The sequence below is a fragment of the Microcoleus sp. N3A4 genome, from assembly GCF_036701805.1.
GTDB lineage: Bacteria > Cyanobacteriota > Cyanobacteriia > Cyanobacteriales > Microcoleaceae > Microcoleus.
Genome location: NZ_JAUBRJ010000006.1, coordinates 94,219 through 109,562 on the forward strand (window position 1 = coordinate 94,219; position 15,344 = coordinate 109,562).

Here is a 15,344-nt window from a genome sequence, read left to right on the forward strand (position 1 = left end):
GAGATTGTTGAGATGTTGCACCATTTTCAATAATCGTTTTAGGAACAGGCAAGATGCCTGTTCCACAAGAAATCAACTCTTTGTGGAACAGGCATCTTGCCTGTTACTAATTTCAATAATCGTTTTAGGAACAGGCAAGATGCCTGTTCCACAAGAAATCAACTCTTTGTGGAACAGGCATCTTGCCTGTTCCTAATTATTCCAGCAATTCCACAGTGCCGAGATACCCGTCTACTCGCACTTTTTGACCGTCTCGCAAGCGAGTGGTAGCTTCAGAAATATTCATAACTGCGGGAATTTTGTACTCGCGAGCGATTATTGCTCCGTGAGATAGTTGGCCGCCAACTTCAGCGATAATTGCTGTTGCTCCTAATAGCAGCGGTGCCCAACCTGCATCGGTGTAAGGAACTACTGCGATCGCATTTTCTCCTAAATCTGTACTCGCGGTGCGGCAAATCTTGACAAAGCCTTCGACACGGCCAATACTTGCGGGAATTCCCTGGATGATATTAGTTGCGAATGTGCCAAGTTCGATCGACCTTTTCTGAGAATTTGGCAGCAAATTGCCGTAGACTACAGCGGGAATCGGGCGATCGCGATCGGCTACCAGGCGATCGCGCCTTTCCCTAATTGTATCCTTAAACGAAACACTTGCACCGCTGCGAATCCACTGCTGAATTTCCCCAAATTCCAGATAAAAAATATCCCCGCTTTCCTGAAACACCTGCATGGCCAATCCGCAAGCTTCTATCTCCAAAAAAGTCCAGCGCAGGTGAGCCAACAACCGCGCGTAAATTTCGCTAATCTCGTTTTTGACGATCGCTCTTGCCTGACATTTATCTAGCCGCCACTTCTGCCCAAAAGTCAAGCCTAATTTCCGCTTTTCAACTAAGTTATTTTCGGCTTTTTGAGCCATAGTTATTAGCAGTTTTTGGTAAATTTCCGGCTGTTCTCGCCAAGTAGGAACAGCGATATCGGTTCCCACTTCGCTCAAATATCCGTAAATATCAAGCCACTTTTCAAAATCAGCTTGTAAAGCCGGAGTTTCCGCAAATGTCTGTGCTAAATGTGCGACTGAAACAGTTTCGTCAGGCTGCGAAACAGCAGCTTGCCACAATTTATGAGCCAACTGCTGCAAAGCTCGCACAGAAGCAATTTCAGGAGCGCTGTCATTGTCCAGCCATTCATCGGAAACGCGAAAAATTGCTTTGCGAATAGCCAGCCCGATCGGCCCTAATATATTGTAGTAAGTAATCGGTTTTAGCCACTCCTGAATTTGCTCCGCTCTCTCCAACAATTCCGTTAAATATTGATAATTGGGCATTGGGCATTGGGCATTGGGAATTAGGGATTGGGAATTGGGCATTGGGAATTGGGCATTGGGCATTAATATTCCTTTTGACTCATCCTCAATAATTAATCCGTGTATCCGTGTCAAAATCCGTGTCGTGCCTTCCTTCTCCAGACTTTGCAGTGCGGGGAGGAAAATAGAAGTACGATCGCCCTTAAATTCTGCATTCAGCGCCCTCTCCCGCTGCACCAGACGCCACAAACCGGGCAAAGAAGGCAAAATCTTCCCCAAAGGCGGCTTGCCCATCTTTTGCCCTCTGAGTAAAAATTCCAAACCCTGCTCCGGCAATCCCATCATCCGAAAAATTTCACCCAACAAAGTCGCATTAAAATAGGCGTGAGAACCCAGCAAAGTAGCAGTTTCGTTAAAGTTTAAATGGCTGGCGCGATCGCCCAAAACCACCTTGAAAATTTCTCCCCAAACCCCGCAAGTCAGCGGCCGGTTAATCGACCAAGTTAGGGGGCGGATTGCACCGGGAATCACTTCGGCTGCAATAGTGCGCGTCCAAAACGGCTGTAAATTTGTAATCGGGCGGCTTTGCAAAATCCAAACTTTTTCACCGTCCCAACTCCACTCAATATCCTGCGGAATTCCGTGGAAAAATGCTTCGATTGCTTGCGCTTGTTTTACTAATTCTGCTATAATTACCTTGTCAAATATTGAATTTATTTCTAGTTCGATTAATCTTTTTTCTAAAATTTCAGTTGCAGTAAAATCTATTTCTAAATGAACCGGAGTAACTTGTCCGCCGACAACAGATTCAGCACCTCCAGGCAAAGCTTCTATAATAATCTGGGAACCGCCATCTAAAGGATTGCGGCTGAACATGACTCCCGCAATTTTGCTGTTAATGTAAGGTTGAATCAATACAGCCATTTGGGTATCTGGAAGTTGTCGCTGGCGGCGGTAAGCAACTGCTTCGGAAGTCCAATAAGACTCGCGACAGCGATTAATGGCATCGATTAATTCTGTTTCAGTGGAAACAGGCCCTATTGTTTGATATTGTCCAGCCGCGGAACTAATATCGCCGTCTTCTCCCGCAGCAGAAGAGCGAACTATTATGCGATCGCGAATTTTAGATTTTATCTTTGGGATTAAAGCATCAAGACTTGACAATTCATCACTATTTCCTCGATGCCCGATGCCCGATGCCCGATGCCCGATGCCCGCTTCTTGTGATAATATCCAACCGGAAGGTACGTTAAAATTTGCTCGTTTCAGTTGAGACAATTTAGCAGCTTTATCCCCACAGATTGCAGCATCTAGCGAGTCATCAAGAGAAAACAATTGCTCTGATTTAGATAAAGCCATATCATCACCCTGACGAAGACTAATTGTGAAGAGTAAAAAGGCTAATCCTGCTGCTGCTAAAAATTCGGGCAAAGATTGTCGCCACACCCAAACCCAGATTGGCGTGCACAGACACCCGCAACGGGAAGCAAAGAGTCTCGCCCGATCGCCCTCACCACACCAGCGCTGTGCCAAACCCCACACCAGCAGCCCCCAAATGCCCGATGAAACAGCCACCGGCGGCGAAAATACCAAAAGACCCCAAACAGCGTTGGTCACGCCTCCACCTCGGGCGATCGCATATCTGCCCGCAACTAGCGGAATTAACAGCGCGATCGCGATCGCAGGTGCATCCGGGAAGCAAAATCGCCCCGCCAAAACCGGAGTAATTCCCCTGACAATTTCCGCCAACACCGCAGCAATTCCCGCTAATTTCCCCCCGTGAATGAAAGCTGCCGACACCCCAACATTCCCCGTACCCAGCGCCCTCAAATCTCGGCGGGTAAAGACTCGCACCGCCCATCCCGTTAGCGGTAAAGCACCCAGGCTGAAACTAGCAGCCAACAGCAATGCTATTGTCCCCAACGGCATAAAATCAGCTCTCCTATTTTCAACCTCTAACCATTATGGCGGCAATTCTGTCACTTTTTCTGTCTTCAGATATATCAACAAAACGGCATTAGCACTTAAGATAATGTAAAAGTAGAGTAGATAAGGATTTAGCCTAATGATAGATATCAGCTTGACCGCTCTCATGGCAGTTCTTGTTGCACCCATCAAGCGAGTAACGATCGATCTGCTGATGCAGCAGCCAGTGCCGGAATCAAGTGTCAGCTTGACCGCTCCAATAGCAGTTCTTGGTGTTGGCTTTGTTGCCGCAGTTACGATCGGCTCGATCGCCTGGTACAACTCCAAGCGTCCCCCCGGTTGGGAATCCAAAGAACGCCCTGATTTTGTTCCGAAAGTTGATAAAGACGATTTGATTGCTGATGTTTCTGACTCGAAACGTAAATAAAACAAAGTTTCTTTAGACGCAGAAAAGCAGGACTTGTGCATTAATGAGAAAACTCGGCCATTGCCAGCCGGATCTCCGTAATTTCAAGGGTTCACTTTTCCAGTTTTTGCACAAGTCCTATAAATTTCAAATCCCTCATCTAAAATCTACAATATCGGTAAGGTGCGCCATAACCACCTAGCTCGCTCAGGAGTGCGATCGACCTTGTGCCCAGCTAGCTCAAAGAAGGCGACCGTTGGCGCGATTCGACCGGGCTGGCGTACCATCGGCCGCCGAAAAGCGTGGCTGGCGTGTCGGACAATAAATACCGAAACTATGGTTTTCAAAATATGGCTCAAGCTCAACGGCTAGCTGGGTTTAGTTCGATCGTACTCAAGGGTTATGGCAGACTAAAGGATCAATTATCTGCATCCCGATCGCAATTATCGACCGGCTCAAAAACCACATAGCAGCGACAAAAATTCATCCATCCCTGCTTTTGGTTCCACGCCCTGGGCGGACTTGATTCTAGCTGTAAATCAGTATTTGTCATGGCTAAAACAGCGCAAGACTATTGATTTAAAACTCAAGTACAGCCCTCCAAAATATATACGTAAGTACAGCAATCCTACTAATTTTAACGTCCGATTTTATTGGGAATGCCTTCGCACCCGCCGGGAATAGTATCTCTCGACTTCGAGCCGCACCAAGCGCAACAGTAATAGCGTTGCTCCTCCGACAGCCGCTTGACAGCGGTGAAATCAGCGCGTTCAATCACGGCGCCGGTATATTCGCCAGTTTGATAGTTGGGAAATTCGGTACGGCTGCGGGGAGAGGCAGTTTCTGCCGAGCCGTAAAATAATATGGCGGCTTTCATGTCGGCGCGAGCGAGATTAGCGTCGTACAAGACAGCGCGCGAGAGGTTGGCTTTCACTAAATCGGACTTGCTGAGATTTGCCCGGACAAGGTTGGCTTCGCTCAATTCCGTCCACCGCAAGTCGGTGCTGGCGAGGTCAGCACCAGCTAACATGACGTTTAAATCGATGACGCGGATGCCGTGCTCTCTGTCTTCAGCGTAGCCGCCGTCGCCGTCAAGGATGGGGCGGCCTAAAAGCCGATCGCGCTTCAGAGGAGTCACCAATCTCGACTGCGACAAAAACCGGAGAATTTTAGCTTTACCTTCAGCATCTACACTGCTCATAATCGCAGCGGTGCGGCCTTCGGCGATCGCCCTTTCCTGCGGCCAGTCTTCCAAAAACCCTTGTTCGTCAAGGGCTAAATCGGAAACCCCTTGAAAATAAGCATCGATCGTTTGCTGCTGCGTAATTCGATTTTGTTGAATCGTCAAATCTTTCGAGATCACGTACTGCCGCCAAGCCACGTAAACGCCCAAAATTGCGATCAAAATTTGGCCCAAAGCGCCGATCAACTCGCCGAGAGCGCCGATGGCGTCCCAGTTGATTTGAATGTTGCGGCTTCCCGGTTCAGTATTAGTACCGCTGAGCATCAGCAAGCCAACAATCCCAGCTAAAAGCCCGAAGCAGGAGACGATCAGGGTGCGCCAAGTCGGCGGGATTACCTGCGCCCAGATTTTGCCCCAACTCGGCCACATCAGCCGCAGCGATATCCCGATCGCACCGATGGCACCAATTAAGCCCAGCCAAATATTGTCATTGGCCAGTCCAAAAATCATCACTACGATCGACCCCAGAGTCAGCACCGACCCCGACTTCTCAGGAGTCGTTTGTGCAGGCGGAGGCGACAATAAAACCTTGCGAGTTGGAGGCGTTGGCGGCAGCGGTTTTTCCGGTTTAGCAGTAGCGACGATTGTCGCTGGTTCAGGTGGCACAGTAGGGTTCGCACCGTTAAGACTTTGTACAGTCACGTTCGACTCAGGAGGATTGGGTTGAGAAGAGTTTGGTTCTGGTGTCATGCGTTGAGGCAAATTCTAACTGTGGCTGGTCACTAAACACAATTTTAACCAACCCCGGACAATTCTAGATAGCATTAAAATAGAAAAATCCACCAATTGCACTCAAAAAGGTAACATAATATGACACTCGTGCTGCCCAATCTGCAAGGCAAACAAATGGGTCAAGTTCTTACAAAAATCACCGTAACGAATCGCATCGATCAAGTCCTAGCTGAGCGTGGGTTCATTCCTGCGGGTGAAATTCGTTCATTAACTCTCGATAAAGTTTTAGTAGATACCGGAGCCACTCTGCTTGCCTTACCAGCTTCCATTATCAGCCAGTTAGGTTTGAGCCAACTTGGAGAAACCAATGTAGAAACTGCTGCGGGGGTGAGGAAAGGGCGGATTTTTCAAGATATTATGCTTGAAGTTGAAGGGCGACAAGCAGTGTTTGACTGCCTGGAAATGCCCGAAGGAGTTGATGCGGTTTTGCTGGGCGTGATTCCGATGGAAAGGCTAGGCTTAGAACCAGATTTTAAAAATCAACGGCTGCGAGTATTGCCGATGAATGAAGAACAAACATATCTGATGGTTTAATATTCGACCGGACGAAATAGATCGAAAATGTACCATAAAATGCACTCAAATAGGTAACATAATTATGACACTCGTACTCCCCAATCTTCAAAGCAAACAAATGGGTCAAGTTCTCACAACAATCGCCGTCACGAATCGCATCGATCGAGTTATGGCTGAACGGGGATTTATTTCTGCTGAGGAAGTCCGCTCTGTTTCCCTCGATAACGTTGTTGTCGATACGGGAGCAACTCTGCTGTCCTTGCCAGCTCGCATTATTAGGCAGTTAGGCTTAATACAAGTAGGAGAAAGAGATGTAGAAACATCAGCGGGCATAAAAAAGGGTCGAATTTTTGCCGACGCTCAAATTATTGTAGAGGGGAGAGAAGGCAGATTTGATTGTTTAGAATTGCCCGAAGGCGTTTCCGCTGTTTTGCTGGGCGTGATTCCAATGGAAGAACTAGGCTTAGAACCAGATTTAAAAAATCGACGGTTGCGAGTATTGCCGATGAACAATCAGCAAACATATCTGATGGGTTAGTCGATCGGCGTTTACCGTAGTACAAACCTCTCGCCTGTGATTCCTATCATATGCAATCAATTACCCGCCATCAAAAATGTTTGTACTGAGGACTTGAGTCCTCATAAACTTTGAGGACTAATCCTCACTACAAACGAATTTTCTTTGATTTGTTCGAGGGGACATAATATCATCGGCGGTGAAAAATTTTCATACCACAAAACTTTGTTTTTGGGTCGATGTAAGTTTTTTACCATACATCTAGCGAGCCAAATAAGCCTTGAGCAAATACACGCCAACCGTCACAAATATCAAAACAATTATCCCCAAAACCAACTCCACACTCAACCTTGGAGCATTGCCCAAAGCCACAAGAATTTGCTGCCGCACCACAAAGGCAAACAGCCAACAAATCTCCGCCTTCAGCCAAGCCAAAAGGCCTCGCGCCAACAGATATTGTCGGCGCGCATTTTCCTCAGTAATCCGTACCGGATAGTTAAAAGTATGCGGATAGCGCGATACCGCAGTTAAAACCACAAAAATAATTGTAGCAACCGCCGGCATCATCCATATTGTCACCTTGTCGCCCCAAACATCAGCCAGCCCCCCCAAGCCGAAATGAATCGGAATTCGATCGGGCAAAACCGTCCAAAACTGTACGATCGGCACAACAGCGAGCAAAATCGCGATCGCCGCCGCGATATCTACCGCCACTAAAACAGGCGAAAGTCCCAGAGAAATAACCGGCCGTTGGTTTGGTGCGTTTCCAGTCATGGCTACTTAAAACTATATTAAGATTGGAAATAATAGTATTGGTTCCAATTTCATCCCCCAACAGCTTTCGTTGGGGGTTTCCAAACATCCCGCGAGGTTTTATGACGGCTCAGGTTTTGGTTGAAAAGAAAAAGTTAGAAAAACCGCCCCTAACAATACACACATTAGGCGATCGCGTCCTGCGGCAGCCAGCGAAGCGCGTCAAAAGCGTCGATGCAGAAATTCGGCAGCTAGTCCGAGAAATGCTGCAAACCATGTACAGTGCCGACGGCATTGGTTTGGCTGCCCCCCAAGTCGGAGTCCACAAACAAGTAATCGTGCTCGACTGCGACCCGGAAAACCCCGCAACACCCCCAATGGTTTTGATCAACCCTACCATCAAAAGTAGCAGCAGCGATATCTGCATCCTGCAAGAAGGGTGTTTGAGCATTCCGGGAGTCTATTTAGAGGTCAAACGTCCAGAAGTCATTGAAGTGTCCTATCGCGACGAATACGGCCGCCCGCAAACCCTGACAGCGACAGAGTTACTGTCAAGGGCAATTCAGCACGAAATGGATCACCTCAACGGAGTGCTGTTTGTAGACAGAGTAGAAAACAAACTGGCACTAACTGAAGAATTAGTCAAACACAAATTTTCGCCAAAGGCAGTAAAATCAGTATGATGGCAGGAACTCCTAAAAGTAGTTTACTCTTGGCTCTTTCGTGCATCGCTGCGATCGCGGCAGTCGGCTCCATCTTTGAGCTATCCTCGGGAGAAGCTCAACTCGGCAATTTAGTCACCGGCATCATCCTCGCCCTGAGCGTACCGCTAACAGGCATATTTTTCTATGCAGCCGTTCAGGATGCCAGAGCAAATCTATAAGCAGAGTCATTAGTCATTAGTCATTAGTCAGCAGTTATTAGTCAGCAGTTATTAGTCATTAGTCAGCAGCTAACAACCAATAACTGTGGCCTCAAAATTGCGGATAAATAACATCAGCTAATAGCTCGCGAGCTATTGACCAATGACTCATGACTGATGACCAATGACTAATAACTCATGACTAATGAAATAGGATTTTTGCAACAAGTGCCAGCCCAAGGCGCTGCGGGAGCGCCAGCGTCCAAGTACCAACTTTCTGAAGATGGGGAAGTGGCGATCGGACGCGATCGAAATTGTCAAATAACTTTAGAGTCGATCGCCCACGGCATGGTTTCCCGCCGCCATGCCGCAGTCCGTCCCCTGACTCAGGGTACTTTGACGAGATGGGAAATTTGCGACCTCAACAGCGCTAACGGAACTTATATCAACGGGAAAAAGCTGCTAGGCTGCCAAATTTTAGAAACAGGCGATCGCATCAGTCTCGGCCTTGACGGCCCTGAATTCATCTTTGAATCTCCCGTAACCCCTCCCCAAAATAAACCCGAATTCCCCGCAGCAAAAATCGGCAATTTTGCAGCTAGTGAAAAAGACACTCTCACTTTAACTCAATTATTCCCGATCGCTTCGACGGGCAAACAATTAAGCCAAAAAGCTTACTTATATCCAGGTATTGCCACAGTCATTTTTGTGGTGTCCATGTTTGTCGCCGTGGGAAATTCTGCAGCATTCAACTTGCTGCTGTCAGCTTACATCGCCGGTGCGGCTTACTACTTTATATATCAACTGTGTGGCAAACACAAACCTTGGTGGGTATTGCTTGGTTCGGCTTTAGCTACAGTCCTGATCTTGCGAAGCCCCTTATTAATTGGATTTATATTAGTATTTAGAGAAATTTTGCCCGGCCGCCTGCCATCAGAAGGCGAGGAAATTAGTTTTTTGCCTTTTTTAATCCGAATGTTTTTCGGGGCGGGTCTGATGGAAGAATTGCTGAAAGCCCTGCCCGTTTTGGGAGCGATGCTGCTGGGAAATTGGCTGCGAAATCCGTGGCGCGATCGCATCGGCGTTTGGGAACCTTTAGACGGAATTCTGTTAGGAAGTGCCTCCGCAGTGGGCTTTACACTGTTAGAAACTCTGGGGCAGTACGTTCCCAATGTTATCCAAAATGTCACCCTGCAAGCAGGGGCAGAAGTCGGAGAATTAGTAGGGTTGCAGTTGCTAATTCCCCGAATTTTGGGTGTCGCTGCAGGACACATGGCTTACAGCGGCTATTTGGGATATTTTATCGGTTTGAGCGCCCTCAAACCCAGGAAGCGATGGCAAATTTTGGGCGTAGGCTATTTCAGCGCTTCCGCCCTTCACGCTTTGTGGAATGCGTCGGGAGCCGCTAGCGTACTTTTACTGGCTGTGGTGGGAGTTTTGTCCTATGCGTTTTTGGTGGCAGCGATTTTGAAAGCCCGGGCTCTCTCTCCCAATCGATCGCAAAATTTTGCAACTCGAATATCTTCCGAAGGTAGAAGGTAGGAGACAAGTTTTGAATTTTAAGATTGCTTCCTTCATCTGGCAATTTTGAGGCGATCGACATTAATCACCTAATTCTGGTATCATAAATGGAATTTCTTGTCAATACGTAATTCCTAGAAATTTTACCGTCTGCCGTCTGTTTTCTGCCGTCTGCCGTCTGCCGTCTGCCGTCTGCCTTCTCTTAGAAATTCTTCACAAATAGTTTGACTGTGGTACTATCTGGATGGCTGTGAGTAGCTTAGGGAAGCCAACGGGCTTGATTCCTGTGGTGGAGGAGAATCCAGGAGTGCTAGATAGGATGTCATTGGGATACGCAAACGTTTTCGCCCAGCGAAGTCAACCCGAACCCCTCCGCATTGGGGTGATTGGGGTTGGCAATATGGGCCAGCACCACACGCGAGTTCTGAGCTTGCTGAAAGATATCGAGCTCGTGGGTGTTGCAGACATAAATGTAGAGCGGGGAATTGATGTAGCAAGCAAATACCGGGTTCGCTTCTTTGAAGACTACCGGGATTTGCTCGCCCACGTAGATGCAGTTTGCGTCGCCGTTCCAACTCGCCTGCACCACGCTGTGGGGATGTCTTGTCTCCAAGCGGGAGTTCACGTTTTAATTGAAAAGCCGATCGCGGCTAGCATTGCCGAAGCCGAATCTTTGGTGAATGCGGCTGCTGAGGCCCACCGGATTTTGCAAGTGGGTCACATCGAGCGCTTCAATCCAGCTTTTCAGGAACTCGGCAAAGTGCTGAAGACTGAAGAGTTGCTGGCATTGGAAGCTCACCGGATGAGTCCCTATTCCCAGCGGGCCAACGACGTATCGGTAGTTTTGGATTTAATGATCCACGACATCGACTTGCTCCTGGAATTGGCAGATTCGCAAGTGGTGAAGCTGACGGCCAGCGGCAGCAGGGCCTCAGATTCAGGTTATTTAGACTACGTGACAGCGACGCTGAACTTTGCTAACGGCATTGTCGCCACCCTGACTGCCAGTAAGGTGACGCACCGCAAACTCCGTTCAATCGCGGCTCACTGCAAGAATTCTCTGACAGAGGCAGATTTTCTCAACAACGAAATCTTGATTCACCGGCAAACAACCGCCAATTACGTGACGGATTACGGTCAGGTGCTTTACCGTCAAGATGGGTTGATCGAGAAAGTTTACACCAGCAATATTGAACCGCTCCACGCAGAATTGGAGCATTTTATTAATTGCGTGCGGGGTGGAAATCAGCCTTCTGTGGGAGGAGAACAAGCTCTCAAAGCTCTGCGGCTTGCGAGTTCGATCGAGCAAATGGCTCTCGACGGTCAAGCTTGGTATCCGAAAGAGCTAGAGTCTACTTTGCAAGTTAGCTAAATCGAGACAAATCATGTCGTTTCCGGGTGCTCCTACAGTTTGGGTTTGTTGTTCGTTGAAAAGGGTAACTGTTCCCGCGCAACCGGATTCGATATCAGTCGATTTGAGATTTGAGACTTCGGCGTGAGATGTCCGGTGAGCCCTCAGTCAAAGGATTTTAGATTTTAGATTGACTCCACAGATTCATCTGGGGGCTTGAACTAAGGTTTAAATTTTTTTGCTCTCCACAACCTAAGTCGGGGGCAACTATCTGTCTTTGGGTGAAATCACGATTTATGCCAAAAAAGAGCGACTATTTGACGGCTGATGATTTTGGTAACTAGCTGATTTCCTTGAGGGCTCAGGTGAATGCTGTCTCGATACAAACTTGGAATTTGCGCCGCACAATTGAAAATGGGAAGAAAATCTATGTAAGTAATTTTCTCTGTTTCCACGAGTTCGGCGAGACGCTCTCTAGCCTTGACTTCCCAGTCGCGAGGGCCCAGGTCGCCGAATTCGCCCAGCTTGGGCGTCACCGCAAGCAAAAACGGGATGTTGGCGGATCTAGCTATTTTCTGGATTTGGCGAATAGCTTCTAAGTTGCAGCCGACTACATCTGGGCTTTCGGCTCCGGGTGCTGCTAATTGGCGAGTCGGCGCAGGTAACAGGTAGCGGCTCAATAACTCTAGTGTGGCCGATCGGGGTTTGCGATCCGGGTAAGATCGATCGCGCCCCACAACCTCCCCACAGGGAGCGGATGCAAAAAAATCGTCCGTATTGAGCAGCAACACCAAAGCCTTTGCCCCAAAAACACCGAACCGCTTGGCGTAAGCAAGTTGATTCCTCGGCCCCCAAGAATTGGCTGAGGCGTTGAGAACTTCAAAATCTGAATAGTTGACTTTTGAAGCTAATTGTGCATCGCTCGCCAGATTCTGTACTTGCAGCCTCAACTGCCGAGCCAGAATTTCGGAGATGGTATCTGTCTGATGTGTCCACCAACCGCCGTTGGCGACAGAATCTCCCAACAGCAAGACGCGCAGAGTTGAGGGATTAGGGAGGGGGTCGATCGCTCCGGTACGCATCGAATACTCGTTAATCTCAATCCGGTTGCTCAAGCGGCGCACCCTCTGGTTTGGCGCCAACAAATAGCCGCACTCGGGATCGGCAATGTAAATCAAGGGATTGCCAAAACCCAGCAGCACCCGCAGCAGCACTTCGATTGCTGCCCACAATCCTGCGGTGACAGCCAAAATTATGAGAACAACTTTCAACAATTAACCTCGATCGAAAACGAAAAACTGCTGCTGAATTCGGGGTTTTAGCAACTTTGCCGCGCGATTGACTCATCCGAATCGCCCCCGTGGATATAGAATTCTAGAATATACCGTCAAAATCCGCCGTCAGCCGTCAGTGAACTTGGTGGTTTCAGGAAACCCGTGGACTTAAAACAAATATTCAAAACGCCGAATCCCATAATCGGTGTCGTACATTTACAGCCTTTGCCAACTTCTCCCCGCTGGGGTGGGAACCTCAAAGCTATTATCGGAAGAGCCGAGCAAGAGGCTACAGCGCTGGCTTCTGGCGGCGCAAACGGTATCATAGTCGAGAACTTTTTCGACGCTCCCTTTGCCAAAGACAGCGTAGATCCGGCTGTGGTAAGTGCGATGACTCTGATAGTCGAGAGGCTAACAAATCTGGTGACGCTGCCGATCGGCGTTAACGTGCTGCGAAACGACGCCCACAGCGCGATCGCCATCGCCTCCTGCACGGGAGCTCAATTCATCCGCGTCAACGTCCTCAACGGGATCATGGCTACAGATCAAGGCTTAATTGAAGGCCAAGCTCACCAGCTACTGCGCTACCGCCGGGAATTGGGCAGCGATGTCAAAATATTAGCAGACGTGTTAGTCAAGCACGGGCGACCCCTAGGCAGCCCCAACTTGACCACAGCCGTCCAAGAGACGATCGGGCGCGCTTTAGCCGATGCCGTGATCCTTTCTGGCTGGACAACCGGCAGCCCTCCCAATCTCGAAGACTTAGAACTCGCGAGTGCAGCAGCGCTGGGAATTCCAGTTTTCATCGGCAGCGGCGCCTCGTGGGAAAACATTTCCACCCTTATGCAGGCCGCTGACGGTGTTATTGTATCGAGCTCCCTGAAGCGAAACGGCCGCATCGAGCAGCCGATCGATCCGATCCGTGTCAGTCAGTTTGTAGAAGCCACCCGTCGCAGCTTGTCACAGAAACGCGAACAGGAAAACAGAGACGCTAATGGCTTAAGAGGGCCAACACCGGAACCGGGCAAAGTCACAAGTAAAACGTAAAATGGGAATTGTTGACTGTTGGCAGTAGTCAGTTGGCAGCAGTCAACAGTCATCAGTCAACAGTCAACAGTCATCAGTCAACAATTCCCAATTCCCAAATTACCAAATCAAAAAATGATTCGCCGACGTTCAACCCCTTGGATTCATCGCTGGTCTAGGACTGTGATGGCAGCGATCGCAGCCATCGGCGTCGTAGAAACGGCCTATCTGACGATCGCTAAATTCACGACAGGCTCAGTCATTTGTCCCACCAGCGGCTGCGACAAAGTTCTCAACAGTCCCTACGCGACAGTAAGCGGCACAGTGCCTTTAAGTTTGTTAGGCTGTCTGGCTTATCTGAGCATAGCAATCCTGGCATTCGCTCCCAAAGCTGTAAATCCCGACACCAAGAAAGGACTGCACTCTCAACTAGAAAACAAAACTTGGCAAGCGCTATTTATCATCACCGCTGCGATGGTAATTTTCAGCAGCTATTTGATGTATTTGATGGCTTTTGAAATTCAGGAACTGTGCATTTACTGCATCACTTCTGCCTTATTTTCGCTGTCGCTGTTTGTGCTGGTGCTAGTCGGGCGCGAGTGGGAAGATATCGGACAGTTGGTGTTTACAGGCATTTTGGTGGCAATGGTGAGTTCGATCGGCGCTTTGGGACTCTACAACAGCGTGCGATCGCCTGCTGCTTCTGTCTCTACCCCCGGAATTGTACCCCCTGCGGTCACTACAACCTCCGGGCCGGCACAACTTGCTTTGGCCCGCCACCTCCGACAAATCGGCGCTAAAGAGTACGGTGCTTACTGGTGTCCCCACTGCCACGACCAAAAAATGCTGTTCGGCCAAGAAGCCGCCAAAATAATTGATTATTTTGAATGCGATCCCAGGGGGCAAAATTCCCGCGCTGAAATTTGCCAAGCTGCTGCTGCGAATGTTAAAGGTTTCCCGACTTGGGAGATTAAAGGTCAGTTTTATTCGGGAACGCAATCTTTGGAGAAACTCGCTGAGTTCTCGGGTTACACCGGCCCGCGAAACTTTCAAAACTGATAGAAAATTTAGAAATTATAGATCGCAGATTTTAGGTTGATTGCCAGAAAAAAACCCGATTATTAGCTTAGTTGATAGTGGTTTCGTGCTGCGAAATTAATCTAAAATCTTGCACCTATAATCAATAAAAAATTAGTCATATCGTTTCCGGTTGCATCGGAATCATAAAATCGAGTCAACAGTCAACCGATTTGAGATTTGAGATTTGAGATTTGAGATTTTTAACAGTCAACAGTCAACAGTCAACCGATTTGAGATTTGAGATTTTTAACAGTTAACAGTCAACAGTTAACAGTCAACAGTTAACAGTTAACAGTCAACAGTCAACAGTCAACAGTCAACAGTCAACAATCACGGACGGTGTAACCGGAATTGATATCATAACTAGGTATATAGTGGCGATCGCAAAAATCTAATACGCCGAAACCAGTGTTGCGAAGCTTTTTAAGTTTGATTATGTACCTCATCTACCCAAGAACCTCTATCGCAACCGCACCAGATGTTGAGAAGGTTCTTAATTGCTGAAACCATTTCGGTCGATCGCAACAACTTCTTTCTTTTTACCCGCTCGCGACTTGCCCGATCGCGGAGCCGAAGGGAGTTGAAGGGCCTTCTTCCTTCTGCTATACACAAAAACTCAAGAAACCGGATTTCTGCTTCCAGACTCATTGTTGAAATGACATAATTTGGTTGAGAAACCCGGTTTCTGCTGTTGCAGCCCGATCGCACCGAAAAATCTAAAAATCTCAAATCTCAAATCGACTCGCCCGCACCGATAAACCAAAAAAGTGGATATTCTAAAATCTCAAATCGACTGAGCAGATCGCCCCGGAGATGTAAAAGCTATATGTAGTA

Annotated in this window: 16 protein-coding genes; 9 read left to right on the forward strand and 7 right to left on the reverse strand. The window is 48.2% G+C overall.

All coding sequences use genetic code 11. The features are described from left to right. Positions 1-196 precede the first annotated feature (196 nt). Entirely contained in the window at positions 197-3,232 is a 3,036-nt protein-coding gene (locus QUA56_RS05495) for a glycerol-3-phosphate acyltransferase (RefSeq protein WP_333354298.1), read from the reverse strand. Positions 3,233-3,443: 211 nt separating this feature from the next. On the opposite strand from QUA56_RS05495, the gene psb35 reads away from it, so the two are divergent. Then, positions 3,444-3,656: a photosystem II assembly protein Psb35 gene (psb35, locus tag QUA56_RS05500; RefSeq protein WP_333238084.1), complete on the forward strand. Its 213-nt coding sequence runs from the start codon at positions 3,444-3,446 to the stop codon at positions 3,654-3,656. Between the two features lie 146 nt (positions 3,657-3,802). Here psb35 and QUA56_RS05505 read toward each other — a convergent pair whose 3' ends face one another. The 3 genes from QUA56_RS05505 to QUA56_RS05515 form a co-directional block, all read right to left on the reverse strand. Continuing rightward, positions 3,803-3,982 carry a hypothetical protein gene (locus QUA56_RS05505; RefSeq protein WP_333354301.1) on the reverse strand — a complete coding sequence of 60 codons (180 nt, stop codon included), beginning with the start codon at positions 3,980-3,982 and terminating at the stop codon, positions 3,803-3,805. Between the two features lie 71 nt (positions 3,983-4,053). Beyond that, positions 4,054-4,188 (reverse strand): hypothetical protein, encoded by a 135-nt coding sequence (locus QUA56_RS05510; RefSeq protein ID WP_333354302.1) that lies wholly within the window; start codon positions 4,186-4,188, stop codon positions 4,054-4,056. An 84-nt stretch (positions 4,189-4,272) separates the two neighbouring features. Beyond that, entirely contained in the window at positions 4,273-5,568 is a 1,296-nt protein-coding gene (locus QUA56_RS05515) for a pentapeptide repeat-containing protein (protein WP_333354306.1), read from the reverse strand. A 120-nt stretch (positions 5,569-5,688) separates the two neighbouring features. Between QUA56_RS05515 and QUA56_RS05520 the strand changes: the two genes are divergently transcribed. Next, positions 5,689-6,144 (forward strand): retroviral-like aspartic protease family protein, encoded by a 456-nt coding sequence (locus tag QUA56_RS05520; protein ID WP_333354309.1) that lies wholly within the window; start codon positions 5,689-5,691, stop codon positions 6,142-6,144. A 64-nt stretch (positions 6,145-6,208) separates the two neighbouring features. Further along, positions 6,209-6,664, forward strand: a complete 456-nt coding sequence (locus tag QUA56_RS05525) for an aspartyl protease (protein WP_333354312.1) — start codon at positions 6,209-6,211, stop codon at positions 6,662-6,664. Positions 6,665-6,904: 240 nt separating this feature from the next. Here the strand turns inward: QUA56_RS05525 and QUA56_RS05530 are convergent, their stop codons facing one another. Beyond that, complete coding sequence (locus tag QUA56_RS05530; RefSeq protein ID WP_333354315.1) at positions 6,905-7,417, reverse strand: DUF1648 domain-containing protein; 513 nt, start codon at positions 7,415-7,417, stop codon at positions 6,905-6,907. Positions 7,418-7,518: 101 nt separating this feature from the next. Between QUA56_RS05530 and def the strand changes: the two genes are divergently transcribed. The 4 genes from def to QUA56_RS05550 all read left to right on the forward strand — a co-directional run bounded on the left by def (position 7,519) and on the right by QUA56_RS05550 (position 11,151). Then, positions 7,519-8,079 (forward strand): peptide deformylase, encoded by a 561-nt coding sequence (gene def, locus QUA56_RS05535; protein WP_333354318.1) that lies wholly within the window; start codon positions 7,519-7,521, stop codon positions 8,077-8,079. After that, positions 8,079-8,279, forward strand: coding sequence for a hypothetical protein (locus QUA56_RS05540; protein WP_281363548.1), 201 nt, complete (start codon positions 8,079-8,081; stop codon positions 8,277-8,279). The genes def and QUA56_RS05540 overlap by 1 nt, the downstream gene beginning before the upstream one ends. A 177-nt stretch (positions 8,280-8,456) precedes the next feature. Further along, complete coding sequence (locus QUA56_RS05545) at positions 8,457-9,800, forward strand: PrsW family glutamic-type intramembrane protease (RefSeq protein WP_333354321.1); 1,344 nt, start codon at positions 8,457-8,459, stop codon at positions 9,798-9,800. 298 nt (positions 9,801-10,098) lie between these two features. Next, entirely contained in the window at positions 10,099-11,151 is a 1,053-nt protein-coding gene (locus QUA56_RS05550) for a Gfo/Idh/MocA family oxidoreductase (protein ID WP_333354499.1), read from the forward strand. A 266-nt stretch (positions 11,152-11,417) separates the two neighbouring features. Here QUA56_RS05550 and QUA56_RS05555 read toward each other — a convergent pair whose 3' ends face one another. After that, on the reverse strand, positions 11,418-12,401 hold the full coding sequence (locus QUA56_RS05555; RefSeq protein ID WP_333354323.1) for a GDSL-type esterase/lipase family protein: 984 nt from the start codon (positions 12,399-12,401) through the stop codon (positions 11,418-11,420). A gap of 165 nt (positions 12,402-12,566) precedes the next feature. On the opposite strand from QUA56_RS05555, the gene btpA reads away from it, so the two are divergent. Both btpA and QUA56_RS05565 read left to right on the forward strand, forming a co-directional pair. Next, complete coding sequence (gene btpA / locus QUA56_RS05560) at positions 12,567-13,451, forward strand: photosystem I biogenesis protein BtpA (protein ID WP_333354326.1); 885 nt, start codon at positions 12,567-12,569, stop codon at positions 13,449-13,451. 114 nt (positions 13,452-13,565) lie between these two features. After that, the gene (locus tag QUA56_RS05565; protein WP_333354501.1) at positions 13,566-14,489 is read left to right on the forward strand and encodes a vitamin K epoxide reductase family protein; all 924 of its coding nucleotides are present in this window, start codon (positions 13,566-13,568) and stop codon (positions 14,487-14,489) included. Between the two features lie 444 nt (positions 14,490-14,933). Here QUA56_RS05565 and QUA56_RS05570 read toward each other — a convergent pair whose 3' ends face one another. Continuing rightward, complete coding sequence (locus QUA56_RS05570; protein WP_333354329.1) at positions 14,934-15,239, reverse strand: hypothetical protein; 306 nt, start codon at positions 15,237-15,239, stop codon at positions 14,934-14,936. Between the last annotated feature and the right edge of the window lie 105 nt (positions 15,240-15,344).

Coding starts and splice junctions, on each gene's coding strand:
- QUA56_RS05495 (WP_333354298.1), bottom strand. CDS start 3,232: ATGCCGTTGGGGACAATAGCATTGCTGTTGGCTGCTAGTTTCAGCCTG.
- psb35 (WP_333238084.1), top strand. CDS start 3,444: ATGCAGCAGCCAGTGCCGGAATCAAGTGTCAGCTTGACCGCTCCAATA.
- QUA56_RS05510 (WP_333354302.1), bottom strand. CDS start 4,188: ATGACAAATACTGATTTACAGCTAGAATCAAGTCCGCCCAGGGCGTGG.
- QUA56_RS05515 (WP_333354306.1), bottom strand. CDS start 5,568: ATGACACCAGAACCAAACTCTTCTCAACCCAATCCTCCTGAGTCGAAC.
- QUA56_RS05520 (WP_333354309.1), top strand. CDS start 5,689: ATGACACTCGTGCTGCCCAATCTGCAAGGCAAACAAATGGGTCAAGTT.
- QUA56_RS05525 (WP_333354312.1), top strand. CDS start 6,209: ATGACACTCGTACTCCCCAATCTTCAAAGCAAACAAATGGGTCAAGTT.
- QUA56_RS05530 (WP_333354315.1), bottom strand. CDS start 7,417: ATGACTGGAAACGCACCAAACCAACGGCCGGTTATTTCTCTGGGACTT.
- def (WP_333354318.1), top strand. CDS start 7,519: ATGACGGCTCAGGTTTTGGTTGAAAAGAAAAAGTTAGAAAAACCGCCC.
- QUA56_RS05540 (WP_281363548.1), top strand. CDS start 8,079: ATGGCAGGAACTCCTAAAAGTAGTTTACTCTTGGCTCTTTCGTGCATC.
- QUA56_RS05545 (WP_333354321.1), top strand. CDS start 8,457: ATGACTAATGAAATAGGATTTTTGCAACAAGTGCCAGCCCAAGGCGCT.
- QUA56_RS05550 (WP_333354499.1), top strand. CDS start 10,099: ATGTCATTGGGATACGCAAACGTTTTCGCCCAGCGAAGTCAACCCGAA.
- QUA56_RS05565 (WP_333354501.1), top strand. CDS start 13,566: ATGATTCGCCGACGTTCAACCCCTTGGATTCATCGCTGGTCTAGGACT.